12 protein-coding genes are annotated in these 13279 nt (G+C 61.8%); 7 read left to right on the top strand and 5 right to left on the bottom strand.

Annotated elements, in window-relative coordinates:
* Positions 1 to 14: 14 nt before the first annotated feature.
* A complete protein-coding gene (locus LPA36_RS25205; RefSeq protein WP_228882781.1) occupies positions 15 to 206 on the bottom strand; it encodes a hypothetical protein in 192 nt (63 codons plus the stop codon).
* Between LPA36_RS25205 and LPA36_RS25210 the strand changes: the two genes are divergently transcribed.
* Positions 205 to 1395, top strand: a complete 1191-nt coding sequence (locus LPA36_RS25210; RefSeq protein ID WP_228882782.1) for an NAD(P)H-dependent flavin oxidoreductase — start codon at positions 205 to 207, stop codon at positions 1393 to 1395. The genes LPA36_RS25205 and LPA36_RS25210 overlap by 2 nt on opposite strands.
* A gap of 70 nt (positions 1396 to 1465) precedes the next feature.
* Positions 1466 to 2134 (top strand): OmpW/AlkL family protein, encoded by a 669-nt coding sequence (locus LPA36_RS25215; RefSeq protein ID WP_228882783.1) that lies wholly within the window; start codon positions 1466 to 1468, stop codon positions 2132 to 2134.
* Between the two features lie 76 nt (positions 2135 to 2210).
* Here LPA36_RS25215 and LPA36_RS25220 read toward each other — a convergent pair whose 3' ends face one another.
* The 3 genes from LPA36_RS25220 to LPA36_RS25230 all read right to left on the bottom strand — a co-directional run bounded on the left by LPA36_RS25220 (position 2211) and on the right by LPA36_RS25230 (position 5468).
* Positions 2211 to 2414 (bottom strand): DUF1289 domain-containing protein, encoded by a 204-nt coding sequence (locus LPA36_RS25220; RefSeq protein ID WP_228882784.1) that lies wholly within the window; start codon positions 2412 to 2414, stop codon positions 2211 to 2213.
* A 177-nt stretch (positions 2415 to 2591) separates the two neighbouring features.
* Positions 2592 to 3950 carry a phospholipase A gene (locus tag LPA36_RS25225; RefSeq protein ID WP_407674331.1) on the bottom strand — a complete coding sequence of 453 codons (1359 nt, stop codon included), beginning with the start codon at positions 3948 to 3950 and terminating at the stop codon, positions 2592 to 2594.
* A 207-nt stretch (positions 3951 to 4157) separates the two neighbouring features.
* Positions 4158 to 5468 carry an Nramp family divalent metal transporter gene (locus LPA36_RS25230; RefSeq protein WP_228882785.1) on the bottom strand — a complete coding sequence of 437 codons (1311 nt, stop codon included), beginning with the start codon at positions 5466 to 5468 and terminating at the stop codon, positions 4158 to 4160.
* Between the two features lie 592 nt (positions 5469 to 6060).
* On the opposite strand from LPA36_RS25230, the gene LPA36_RS25235 reads away from it, so the two are divergent.
* The 4 genes from LPA36_RS25235 (at position 6061) to LPA36_RS25250 (ending at position 10163) form a co-directional block, all read left to right on the top strand.
* Complete coding sequence (locus tag LPA36_RS25235; RefSeq protein WP_228882786.1) at positions 6061 to 7161, top strand: polyamine ABC transporter substrate-binding protein; 1101 nt, start codon at positions 6061 to 6063, stop codon at positions 7159 to 7161.
* A gap of 94 nt (positions 7162 to 7255) precedes the next feature.
* Positions 7256 to 8419, top strand: a complete 1164-nt coding sequence (locus LPA36_RS25240; RefSeq protein WP_228882787.1) for an ABC transporter ATP-binding protein — start codon at positions 7256 to 7258, stop codon at positions 8417 to 8419.
* Positions 8416 to 9345 carry an ABC transporter permease subunit gene (locus LPA36_RS25245; RefSeq protein ID WP_228882789.1) on the top strand — a complete coding sequence of 310 codons (930 nt, stop codon included), beginning with the start codon at positions 8416 to 8418 and terminating at the stop codon, positions 9343 to 9345. Before LPA36_RS25240 ends, LPA36_RS25245 begins: the two co-directional genes overlap by 4 nt.
* Entirely contained in the window at positions 9345 to 10163 is an 819-nt protein-coding gene (locus LPA36_RS25250) for an ABC transporter permease subunit (RefSeq protein WP_228882791.1), read from the top strand. The genes LPA36_RS25245 and LPA36_RS25250 overlap by 1 nt, the downstream gene beginning before the upstream one ends.
* Before the next feature lie 241 nt (positions 10164 to 10404).
* Here the strand turns inward: LPA36_RS25250 and LPA36_RS25255 are convergent, their stop codons facing one another.
* Complete coding sequence (locus tag LPA36_RS25255; RefSeq protein ID WP_228882793.1) at positions 10405 to 11808, bottom strand: methyl-accepting chemotaxis protein; 1404 nt, start codon at positions 11806 to 11808, stop codon at positions 10405 to 10407.
* Between the two features lie 613 nt (positions 11809 to 12421).
* Between LPA36_RS25255 and LPA36_RS25260 the strand changes: the two genes are divergently transcribed.
* A complete protein-coding gene (locus LPA36_RS25260) occupies positions 12422 to 13192 on the top strand; it encodes a class I SAM-dependent methyltransferase (protein WP_228882795.1) in 771 nt (256 codons plus the stop codon).
* Positions 13193 to 13279 lie beyond the last annotated feature (87 nt).

The following is a 13279-nucleotide window of genomic DNA, read 5'->3' on the forward strand; positions in this document are numbered from 1 at the left end:
GCAGAAAGCCCGCTTCATTCGAAGCGGGCTTTTTTCATGGCGCGTGCAGGTGTGGGTGGGGTGAGGCGCGCTTCATCGCCGCTGATCTGAATCAGGAAAGCACTGACCAATACAGGCGCCCGCTGCGTTTGTTTGATCTCGCGCAATGCGATGTCTGGCCCATTCGCGACTATGAGCGTTTCATGTCGACGAAGCGGGCCTCTCATGTTTCCAGCGCATTCTTTTCCCCCACTTGTGATTCGCGGCCGTTCGCTCTTGCCGGTCGTGCAGGGTGGGATGGGTGTCGGCATCTCGGCGCACCGGCTCGCCGGCAGCGTCGCGCGTGAAGGCGCGATGGGTACGATCGCGAGCATCGACCTGCGGCACCATCACGCGGATCTCGTTGAGGCCTGCCGCGCGCATCCCGATCGCGAGACGCTCGAACGCGCGAACCTCACGGCGCTCGCCCGCGAAATCACGGCCGCAAGAGCGTTATCCGAGGGGCGCGGCATGATCGCGGTCAACGTAATGAAAGCGGTGAACGCCCACGCCGACTACGTACGCGTAGCGTGCGAAAACGGCGCCGACGCAATTGTCATGGGCGCGGGCCTGCCGCTCGACCTGCCCGACATGACGCAGGCGTTCGACATCGCACTTGTTCCCATCCTGTCGGACAGTCGTGGCGCGGCGCTCGTGCTGAAGAAGTGGATGAAGAAGGGGCGTTTGCCGGACGCCATCGTGATCGAGCATCCCGCACACGCAGGTGGCCATCTTGGCGTCACGAACCTCGCGGACATTCACGATGGCCGCTTCGAGTTCGCACGCGTACTCGATGAGATGCAGGCGGTTTTTTCGTCGCTCGGCCTCGGCCGTGACGACGTGCCGTTGATTGTCGCGGGCGGCATCAACAGTCACGACGCAGTGCGCGCGTGCCTGGCGGCAGGCGCGAGCGGCGTGCAGATCGGTACGCCGTTTGCCGTCACCGAAGAGGGCGACGCGCATCCGCAATTCAAACGCGTGCTGGCCGACGCGTCACCGGAAGATATCGTCGAGTTCATCAGCGTGACCGGGCTGCCGGCCCGCGCCGTCCGCACCCCATGGCTCTCGCGCTATCTGCGCCACGAGGCGCGCATCCGCTCGAAGATCGGCGCGCTCAAACACGCGTGTCCGGCCGCGCTCGAATGCCTGAGTGCATGCGGGCTGCGCGATGGCATCGAGAAGTTCGGCCACTTCTGCATCGACACGCGTCTTGCGGCTGCGCTGCGCGGCGATGTCGCGAATGGCCTGTTCTTCCGCGGTCGCGAAGCGCTGCCGTTCGGCAACGCGATCCGCAGCGTACGCGACCTGCTTGAACTGCTGCTGACAGGCACGGCGCGACCGGCTGTCGCACGTCACGGCGCGTTTTCGCTTCGTTGACAGCGGTCAACGCGACCGGTCGTAAGCCCCTGGAAAATGTAGGGGCTTTACGACAACGGGGAAAGAAAACATGAACAGATGGATCAACGGGGCAGGCGCGGCGGCATGCGCGCTATGCATGTGCGTCGCTGCAAACCAGGCCGTGGCGGCAGACGAGGCATTTCAGACGACGTCCGGGGCGGCGTCCACGGGCGGCATTCATGCAGGTGACGTACTCGTGCGTCTGCGCGCCATCAGTATCCTGCCGCAGGTCAGCACGAGCAGCACATTGTCGGCGCTCAACGTCGGTGTCAACAACGCCACGGTGCCGGAACTCGACTTCACGTACATGATCCGCGACAACATCGGCGTCGAGCTGATTCTGGGCACGTCACGGCATCAACTGACGTCGAATCTGGGCGGACTGGGCGGGGTGAACGTGTTGCCGCCAACGCTCCTGCTGCAGTATCACTTCAACCATCAGGGAACGGTGCGGCCTTATGTCGGCGCGGGTCTCAACTACACGTTGTTCTACAACAATGGTCTGAGTGCGGGCGGCCAGCCCGTCTCGATCAGCAATCACAGTTTTGGGCCGGCATTGCAGGCGGGCGTCGACGTGCAGGTCGCGAAGAATCTCTTCGTCAACGCGGACATCAAGAAGATCTGGATGCACACCGATGCATCGCTGGGCGGTACTTCGCTTGGCACGCTGCATATCGACCCGCTGGTGGTCGGTATCGGCGTCGGGATGAAGTTTTAACCGGTGCGTCTGTTCGCGGGCGGGCCTGTTGCCGCGTTTCAGGTGGCGTAGCGCGCGTCAGCGTCAAAGCGGCGTTTCAGAGATGGTCGTTCTGGAAACGCATCGCGGTGCCTTCGCGTTTGATGCGTTCCCAGATTGCGAGTTTTTCGTCGTCGCTCAGGAACACCCAGTTCGATACTTCGCCGGCGGTGCGGCCGCAGCCCTTGCAGACTTCATCGAAAAGCGTCGAGCACACGCCGATGCAGGGGCTGTCAGGAAGGTCGTGGAGATTTGAAGCCATGAAAACGCCCGGGCGAAGGATGGGTGAACGGAAACCGTCCGACATGTTAACCGATCCGGCGAATTCCCGACCCGGCCGATGCGCTGCCTCGATCGACCGGAGCGGACGCGCCGGCGGCCGCGAGTGCGCCTTGCGCGTGCGCACGGCTGTCTCGCCGTGCGCACGCCGCCTCGCCTTTCATCGCGCGATGCTGTAGCCGATGCGCGCGATCCAGTGCTGGCGATTGTTGTAGTCGAGAATGTCTTCGCCGTAGCCGTTGAAGTAGCCCACCCACACGTACCCGCCCCACGCGCTGCCGAGCAGTTTCGACAGCGGGTAAGTCAGCTGCGAATCGATGCTGCCGTACCAGTGCTTCGTGCCTTTGCGCAGCGTGGTGGCGAGCTGCCAGCCGTCGGGGCTGCCGTATTTCACAAGCAGATCGACGTACCCGCGATAGTCGGCAATATCTTCGTTGCCGGTCTTGCTGAGGTAGTAGTAGATCTTCGGCGATACCGTCAGGTGGTTGCCGTCGAGGTTGCCGAATTCCCACGTCGGGCGCACGAACACGATGTTGATTGCGCGCGAATCGTCGCCGCTCTTGCCGTTCGATTCGTGTCCGATACCGCCTGAAAATCCCATACGCGTGAACCACGAACTGCGCCAGCCGGTATCGGCGACGTAGTAGAACAGCTGCGGCATGTAGCTCGTATCGCGGAACGGCCGCGAATCGGCGGTCAGGTCCCACAGCACGGTCTGCGTGTAGGCGAAATACAGGTTGTCGAAAAACGCCTTCGAGCGCAGGTCGTCGGGCATCAGGATGCGGTACTTGAAGCTCAGCTGGAAGCGCGCCGACGCATCGCCGTTCTTGCCGACGCCGAAATACATTGGCTCGAAATAAGAGAGTCGCGCGAGCGCGCTGCGGCCCGTGGTGGCAAGCGAATCGAGCGGTGCATTGATCGCATCTTCGGGCGTGTTGACAGCGGCGGCCGCCGCCGCGACCTGGGCGGGCGTCGTAGCTTGCGCTTCGCTGCGTTCGGCGGCAGCAATCGCTTCCTGATCTTTGCCACGATTGATGGTGACGAGCGCCGGCGAAGCGTCGAACCCAACCGGATCGATCCGCACCACGCCGCGCGCCGATGCCGGCCACGGCGCGGAAAACGTCACCTTGCGATACTGGCCCGGCTGCAGCTTCAACGTGTCGGGTACACCTTGTTCGCGTGCGAGGTCGAGTGGCTGCGGCGCGAGGTCGCCATTCGTCAGCGTGACGCGAATGCCTGGCGGCACCGTGATCGTGAGTGGCGTGGTGTCGTCGTTGGAATAGAGCAGCGTGATGCGCAACGGCTCGCGCACCGCCGCCTCGCGCGGCAGTTGCAGCATCGCGATGCTCGCATGCGCCTGGCCGGCGACAAAGAGCAGCAACAGACACACCGTACTGCGAGCGATGCGCCCCAGACCGGCGCGTATGAACCGGCGCGGGTGAGGAAGCGGCTGCGTACCGCGGGCAAACGCGGTGTGGCAGAGAGAAGCGGGACAGGCAGGCAAGGCATCGAAGCGCATGGGCGGTCGTCCTGATGAAAGGCCGGATAAGGAACCTTGATACGGGGCATGGGACACGGACACACGACATAGACACACCACGTCGTTTCTCAGACGCGTCAGGCAAAGTGTGTCCGTATTGTAAGAGATTGCTTAATAAACGGTAAGGATGCGACCAGGTCCTGCAGGCGAGGCGGCGCACGGCGTTTCGGTGCGCGTCGGACCGGCTCAATCCGGCGACATGAGTTGCCACAGCAGCGCGCCGTTGAGCGTCAGGATCGCCGCCGCCGAGAGCCACGCCAGGGCGAGCGGCAGGCCACGCACGCGCCACCCGCCCATGACCGCGCTGGACGACGCGAACCGGATCAGTGGCACGACCGCGAGCGGCAGCTGCAGGCTGAGCACGACCTGGCTTGCAACGAGCAACTGGTTCGAGCCGTGCTGGCCGAACATCGAAACGGCGACGAGCGCCGGACCCATTGCCAGCGAGCGCGTCAGGAGCGCGCGTTGCCAGCGTGGCAGGCGCAGCGCAAGGAAGCCTTCCATGACCGCCTGCCCGGCGAGCGTGCCCGTCACGGTTGCGCTCAGGCCGCACGCGAGGAGCGCCGCCGCGAACAGGATGGCGGCCCAGTGCGAGCCGACGATCGGCGCGATCAGACGATGCGCATCGGCAAGGTCCGTGATCTCACGGTGGCCGCTGGCATGAAATACCGCCGCAGCGAGGATCAGCAGCGCCGCATTGATGACGAACGCAAACGACAGCGAGCCGAAGGTGTCGTAATTGACGCCGCGTAACGTGTTCGCGATCGCCGCGTCGTCGCGCGCGGGAATGAGATTTTTGACGAGCGCCGAATGCAGATAGAGGTTGTGGGGCATCACCGTCGCGCCGAGGATGCCAGCGGCAAGCCAAACCATGCCGGCATTGCGCAGCAGCGCAGCGCCCGGCGCGACGCCTGCGAGCGCCGCATGCCAGTCGGGCCGCGCGAGCGCCAGTTCGACGACGAAGCACAGTCCTGTGAATACGATCAGTGTGACGACGCCCGCCTCGAGCGTGCGTCGCCCGCGTCGCTGGAGCGCGAGTATCGCAAGCGTGCCCACTGCGGAGAGCAGCACGCCGACTGTCAGCGACACGCCGAGCAGCAGTTGCAGCGCGACGGCGCTGCCCACCACTTCCGCTACGTCGCAGGCAATGATGGCGACCTCGCTCGTGAGCCACAGCAGGTACGTCACGCGTCGGCTGAAGCGCTCGCGGCACAGTTGCGCGAGGTCGCGTCCGGTGACCACGCCGAGGCGCGACGAAACCCATTGCAGCAGCATCGCCATCAGGCTCGACATCAGCACGACGGACAGCAACTGGTAGCCGAAGCCTGCGCCGCCTGCCAGCGCTGTGGCCCAGTTGCCGGGATCCATATAGCCGACCGCGATCAGCGCGCCGGGTCCGACGAACGACGACCAGTGCGCAGGCCGGGGAGGGCCGCCGCCGGTGTCTGTGGACGGGCGGCGTCGGCGGTGTCGCAGGGCGAATGGGTTCGTGTTCATCGCGATCATCGGCAAATCAGCGGAAGGGCCGCACGCAAACAACGAGCGGAGGGACCCGCAAGCGGCACATGAGGCGCATAAGGCACAGGTGAAGAACCGGTCAAAGGGCAAATGGAGCGCAAACGCCGTGCCCAAAGCCATTCCACAGTGCGCGGCAAGTCGTTCAGCATCGCAACCGGATACATCGCGCGAATCGAATCCGGCCGCCTCACAGCAGCCGTCGGTAAGCAGTGTCCTTTCCTGTCAATCGCCTTGCGTTACGGATGGGTTTCGCTGTCAATCCGTCAGCCGTCATATCCGGAAACAGGCGTCCTTCGTCAAAACATAGGCGATCAGGTTTTTTTCGGGTGGACACGCGCCGATAACCCGATAAAATTGCGCCCAATTTTGCAAAGCTGGCATCACCCCCACGAGGGCCGGGCCCGCTGCGGGGCAGCGACCGGCTGTACCCTTTGCGCGACAGCACGCCGTTTTTTTTGGAGCGTGCACTATTTAGTGGTAGTTTTCGGGTTTTTCAGGGGAGCCGCGCGCGATGCGTTGCGGTGTGAGCGGGGCGAGGGCCGGGGAGAGCCGGTCAGGATCGGAGAACGGGATGAACAAACAGGTAATGAGCCGGCTGGCGGCGCTTGTGCTGTGCGCGGCGCCGTGGGTTGCGGCCGCAGCGAAAGATACGCAGTTGAACGTGTACAACTGGTCGGATTACATTGCCAAGGATACGATCCCGAACTTCACGAAGCAGACCGGCATCAAGGTCAAGTACGACAACTACGACAGCGACGACACGCTTCAGGCCAAGCTCCTCACGGGCAATTCGGGCTATGACATCGTCGTGCCGACCAGCAACTATGCTGGCAAGCAGATCGCAGCGGGCATCTTCGCGCCGCTCGACAAATCGAAGATTCCCAATCTCAAGTATCTCGACCCGTCGTTGATGACGCTCGTCGCGGGCGCCGACCCGGGCAACAAGTACGTGGTGCCCTGGGCCTACGGTACGACCGGCCTTGGCTACAACGTCACGAAGGCCCAGCAGATTCTCGGCAAGTCCGTGCCGCTCGACAACTGGGACGTGCTCTTCAAGCCGGAAAACATTTCGAAGCTGAAAGCGTGCGGCGTCTCGGTGCTCGACGCGCCTGACCAGATGTTCGCCGCCGCGCTGCATTACATCGGAAAGGATCCGATGAGCACGAACCCGGACGACTACCGCGCCGCGCTCGCGATGATGAAGAAGATCCGTCCGTACATCACGCAGTTCAACTCGTCGGGCTATATCAACGACCTCGTAGGCGGCGACGTATGCTTCGCGTATGGCTGGTCGGGCGACGTCGTGATTGCGAAGCATCGCGCGGCCGAAGCGAAGAAGCCGTACAAGGTCGAGTACTACATTCCCAAGGGCGGTGCACCGGTCTGGTTCGACGTGATGGCGATTCCGAAGGACGCGAAGAACAAGGAAGCCGCCCTCGAGTGGATCAACTACATCGAGACGCCGCAGGTCCACGCGGCGATTACGAACGAGGTCTACTATCCGAGCGCGAACACCGAGGCACGCAAGTATGTGGCGAAGGACGTCGCGAACGATCCGGCCGTGTATCCGCCGGCTGAGGTCATCCAGACGCTGTTCCTGCTGAAGCCGTTGCCGCCGGAAATCCAGCGTCTGCAGACGCGGCTGTGGACCGAGTTCAAGTCCGGCCGCTGATGCCAGACAGTCACACGCGATAGTGCAACATCATGAAGCCCCCGGTGTCCACCGGGGGCTTTGTTCGTCAAACGCAGGAGCGAAGCAGCAGATCATGAGTGACCAGTCAGGCGCGCTGGCAGGGGCCGGCACGCTGCCCCCAGGCAACTCCCCCGTCGCAGGCGACGCGGCGGAAAATTTCGTGCAGATCGTAGACGTCGTCAAGAAGTTCGGCGAAACCGTCGCAGTCAAGGGCGTGAATCTGAGCGTCGGGAAGGGCGAGCTGTTTGCGTTGCTCGGCAGTTCCGGCTGCGGAAAATCGACGCTCCTGCGCATGCTGGCCGGCCTCGAAACCGTGACCTCGGGCAGGATCCTGATCGACGGCGAAGACCTCGCGCAGATGCCGCCGTATCGCCGGCCGGTGAACATGATGTTCCAGTCGTATGCGCTTTTCCCGCACATGACGGTCGAGTCGAACGTCGCATTTGGACTGAAGCAGGAGGGCGTGCCGAAGGCCGAACTGCGCGAGCGCGTGCAGACCGCGCTCGAACTCGTGCAGATGGGGCGCTTCGCGAAGCGCAAGCCGCATCAGCTGTCGGGTGGCCAGCAGCAGCGCGTTGCGCTGGCGCGCAGCCTCGTCAAGCGGCCGAAACTGCTGCTGCTCGACGAACCGATGTCGGCGCTCGACAAACAGATCCGTCAGCGCACGCAGATCGAACTCGTCAACATTCTGGATACTGTCGGCGTGACCTGCATCATGGTGACGCACGATCAGGAAGAAGCGATGACGATGGCGGGGCGTCTCGCCGTGATGAGCGAAGGCGAGATCGTACAGCTCGGCACGCCGCATGAGGTCTACGAATATCCGAACAGCCGCTTCTCGGCAGAATTCATTGGCTCGACGAACCTGTTCGACGGGAACGTCGTCGAGGACGAGCCGGATCACGTGTTCATCGAAACGCCGGACCTGCCGTGCCGTCTGTACGTGAACCACGGCATCACCGGCCCGCTCGGCATGCCGGTGACGATTTCCGTTCGGCCCGAGCGCATTGCGCTCACGCGCAAGCCGCCTGAAGGCGCCTACAACTGGGGCAAGGGCGTCATCACGAACATTGCCTACATGGGCGGCTACTCGCTGTATCACGTCAAACTCGATGGCGGCAAGACCGTGATCGCGAACATATCGAGCCTCGCGCTCTCCGAGATCGAGACGCCGACGTGGGGCGATGAAATTTATGTGCGCTGGAGCGCGTCTGCCGGTGTGGTGTTGACGTCATGAAACGGTCGATGAGTTCGTTTGCGTCGTGGCCGGTGCGGCGCTTTGGCCTGACCGGGCGCAGCGCGGTCGTGGCCGGGCCGTTCGTCTGGCTGCTGCTGTTTTTCCTCGTGCCGTTCCTGCTGGTGGTGAAGATCAGCTTTGCCGATCTTCAGATGGGCATCCCACCGTATACGGAACTGACCTCGATGAAGGACGGGGTGCTGCACATCGCACTCGACCTGTCTCACTATGCGTTTCTGGTCACCGACAGCCTGTATTTCGCAACGTACGTGAATTCGGTTGTGGTGGCGGCGATTTCGACGCTCCTGTGCCTGCTGCTGGGTTATCCGATGGCGTATTACATTGCGCGTTCGAATCCTGCGACGCGCAATATCCTGATGATGGCCGTGATGTTGCCGTTCTGGACGTCGTTTCTGATTCGTGTGTACGCGTGGATCGGGATTCTGAAGAACAATGGGCTGCTCAATCATTTTCTGATGTCGATGGGTGTGATTCACGCGCCGATCGAGCTTTATCACACGAACACGGCTGTTTATATCGGCATGGTGTATTCGTATCTGCCGTTCCTCGTGATGCCGCTTTACGCGCACCTCGTGAAGATGGATCTGACGCTGCTCGAGGCCGCATACGACCTTGGCGCGAAGCCCTGGAAGGCGTTCGTGCAGATTACACTGCCGCTCTCGAAGAACGGCATTATTGCGGGTTGCCTGCTGGTGTTCATTCCGGCGGTGGGCGAGTACGTGATTCCGGAGCTGCTGGGTGGCGCCAATACATTGATGATCGGTCGCGTGATGTGGAATGAGTTCTTCGACAATGCCGACTGGCCGATGGCGTCCGCGGTGACGTGTGCGATGGTTGTGCTGCTGCTGGTGCCGATGGCGCTCTTTCAGTATGCGCAGGCGAAGGAGCTGGAGGACAGGCGCTGATGAAGCCGAACCGTTTTTTGCAGATCGTGGCGCTTGGGATTGGCTTCCTGTTTCTGTACGTGCCGATCGTGAGCCTCGTCGTGTATTCGTTCAACGAATCGCAGCTGGTGACTGTCTGGACGAAGTTTTCGGTGCGCTGGTATCAGGCGCTGCTTGAGGATGACGAACTGATCGCGGCCGCGTGGCTTTCCTTGCGGATTGCGTTGCTGACGGCGTTTGCGTCTGTCTTTATTGGCACGTGGGCGGGATTTGTGCTGGCGCGGATGGGACGGTTTCGCGGTTTCACGCTTTATACCGGGATGATCAATGCGCCGCTCGTGATTCCCGAGGTTATCCAGGGGATTTCGCTGCTGCTGCTTTTCATCGAAATGGGGAAGTGGCTTGGATGGCCGGCCGGACGCGGGATTTTCACGATCTGGATTGGGCATGTGATGCTGTGCATTTCGTATGTCGCGATTATTGTGCAGTCGCGGGTGAGGGATCTGAACCCGTCGCTTGAAGAGGCTGCGCTGGATCTGGGGGCTACGCCGTTCAGGGTGTTCTTTGCGATTACGTTGCCGTTGATTTCTCAAGCGCTGGTTGCAGGGTGGTTGTTGTCGTTTACGCTTTCCATCGATGATCTTGTGTTGTCGGCGTTTTTGTCTGGACCTGGGTCTACTACGCTGCCGCTGGTTGTTTTTTCCCGTGTCAGGCTTGGGTTGAATCCTGAGATGAATGCGCTTGCTACGCTCTTTATTTCCGTTGTCACGGTTGGGGTTGTTGTGGCTAACCGGTTTATGCAGAATGCTGAGAAGAGGCGGCTTGCTTTGGCAATGTAGTTTGGGGTTTTTCGTGCCGAAGCTGTTTCTTTGCTTTTGGCCTTTCCTTGAAGTCATGTCGGTCTATTAGCGTCGCCCCGCACAGGGGCAACACTAATAGACCGACGCGAATACAAGGAAAGGCCAAAAGCAAAGAAACAGCTTCGGCACGAAAAACCCAAAATGCCGCCCCGCATAAGGGGCAACACCAATAGACCGATATGCCGACAAGGAAAGGCCAAAGAAATCCAGAAAAAACAACCTAAACCCGATACCCAATCCTCACCCCACCCCAATGCCGCCCGGCGACAACAACGGGCGCCGACGCATCCTTCATCAAAACGAACGCCCCGCCTCCCATATCGCGCCGATATGTCTGCAAAAGAAACCGTTTCGTATTCGTGCCAGCGGCCAACCCCGTCCTGTCGTTGAACATCCGCCGGTTCCGGCAATTCGCCGCATTCCACACAGGATCTTCCCCCTGCGGCTGCGAAAACTTCAGGTTATGCGTCGGCAAATAACCCCGCGCATCGACAGCGGCGCAAAACGCGACCCGCTCATCAAGCTTCAGCAACGGCTCCTGAATCGCAGGCAACACGCGATCGGTGAACGCGGTAAACCGCGTCATGAACTGCGGAGGGTTCGTCCCGGGAACAGGAACATAAGTTGTATCGAACAGATCCGCCAGCGTAATGTCACCGCGCGCAAGCGCCGCCTCGAACTGCTTGCTCACCTTCGCCGCAGCATCCTCGACGGCCCGGATAAATCGCGTGTCGGCCGTCTCCACGCCCGTCGCCGCCGTCAGTTCGATCAGCGTCTCCGATACGCCCAGCAGATTCCCCAGCCGATCCTTCGCCTGCACGAAGTTCTCGCTCGAATCCTCTACGTCGCTCGCCATCTCGACGACCTGGGCTTCCAGTCCGTGGCACTGAGTCTCGATCTCGCCCGTCAACGCCGCAATCTGGTTCGCTTCGGCATTCAACTGCGTGATCGCTTCGCCCGTGGAATGCACAACGTCGCCAATCATGCGCGTGCCTTCGCGTACCCGATGCGCACGCGCAGTGTTCACCGATCCCTCCGAAATCAGCTGCTCGGTTTGCTGGGTCAACTGCGCAAGCGTCGTTTCGATCTGGCCGGTGGCCTGCGCGGTCTTCGCAGACAGGTTCTTCACCTCGGCAGCAACCACCGCGAAACTCTTGCCGGAATCGCCGGCACGCGCCGCTTCGATCGCGGCATTCAGCGCAAGCAGATGCGTCTGACGCGCAATCAGCGAGATTTCCTCGGAGACGCGACTCACGTGCGCGAGCGCAGCGCGCAGCGCGCCAATCTGGCTCTCGATAACGGTCACGCCCTCAACGAGTCCATGGATGTCCGCCAGCGACGCCTCCAGCGTCTGCCGCGATTCCTGCACGCCAGTCGCGGCATCGGCGGTGACGGTGCGCATCTCGCGCGCCGCTGCGGCGATGCGTTCGTTGCCCTGCATCGTCAACGCAGCGGATTCGCGTAGTGCACGGCACACCTGCGCTTGACGCTGGACGCGCGCGGCGACCTCGTCGACGTGTCCCGACACGTCGCAGATCTCGATGCCCAGTTTGCCCGCCTGCGTCGCAATATCGCCGACTACCGAGTTCGATCGGCCCTTCCGGCGAAAGTTGAAACCCGTCATGTGTGTCTCCTGTCGACCAGAGTTAGCGCTTTAGCTGTCGGACGGAGTTCGCGCTTCAGCGCGCTACTCCGGCCCCATGCAAAGCACTTACTCTGGTCCCATGCAAATCATTGCGGTCGATCAGAGTTAGCGCTTTAGCTGTCGGTCGGAGTTCGCGCTTTAGCGCGCTACTCCGAGCTCCAAGCAGAGCACCTGTCCTGGTCCCATGCAAGATGATTACTGTTGCCGCGCGGTGAACCGTCGAATCACCATGCCACCGAATCTGCCCGCACGGATGCCGTTTTTTCTTCCCTGCGTTTACGGCATGCTTTCGGGTGACTTGATACGGACTATCCCCTGGTCGATATCATGGAGCCTTCGGCACCATTCCCGTTCACGCTGTAGTCTTCGCCGGTACCTGACTTTTCTGGCCGCCACTTCATGTTCGAGGTTTTATTCAGTATTGCAGGCTGGGAGCAACTCGCGCAGCTCTGGGCGCTGATTGTGCTGGTCTGCAAGTTCCTCTGGAGCCTTCTGCTGCTGCTCGGCGGTCGTTGAGCGTTTCATGTCGGGCAATCATGCGTGTTCCCCAGGCAAGCCGGGCGTCGCGCCACATCATTCAAAGGATGTATCGATGAATCTGGACTCCACCCGCCGCTTCACGAACCGCGTTGCCGACTACGTCAAGTACCGTCCCGGCTATCCGCGCGAACTGGTCACGTTCCTGCACGACGTCTGCGGCGTCGTGAAGGGTGCGCAGGTCGCGGACATTGGCGCTGGAACAGGCATCTCCGCAAAGCTCTTTCTCGACGCGGGGCATCCCGTCATCGCCGTCGAACCGAACGATGGGATGCGCAATGCGGCCGATGCGTGGCTCTCGGGTATCGAGGGTTTCAGCAGCAAGGCGGGCACGGCCGAAGCCACGACACTCGATGCCGCCAGCGTCGATCTCGTGATCGCCGCGCAGGCGGTGCACTGGTTCGTTCCGGTGACGACCCGCCGCGAATTCGCGCGCATCCTGCGGCCGGGCGGCCTCGCGGCGCTCTTCTGGAACAGCCGCCTGCTCACCGGCACGGCGTTTCTCACCGGCTTCGAGGCCTTGCTCCAGCGCCATGGCGTCGACTACACGGAAGTGTCGGAACGCTATGGCGACGACGCCTCCATGGCCGCCTGGTTCGACAACGGATTCGCGCACAAGGCAACATTTCCAAACGCGCAGCAGCTGGATTTCGAGGCACTGAAAGGGCGATTGATGTCGTCGTCGTTTGCGCCCAAAGCGGGGCATCCGAATCACGAGCCGATGCTCGTCGCGTTGCGCGAACTGTTCGACCGCACCGCCGAAAACGGCACGGTCGAATTCGCTTACGAAACGCGTCTGTACGTCGGCGGCATATCGCGAATCTAGCGGCCCACCGACGACGCCGGAAACGCCTGCGGGTCAGCCAGCATGAGACTGCACGTCAGGCTTGACGAAGAAGAAACGAAACAGGCA

Source organism: Paraburkholderia saeva (assembly GCF_907164555.1).
Lineage (GTDB): Bacteria > Pseudomonadota > Gammaproteobacteria > Burkholderiales > Burkholderiaceae > Paraburkholderia > Paraburkholderia saeva.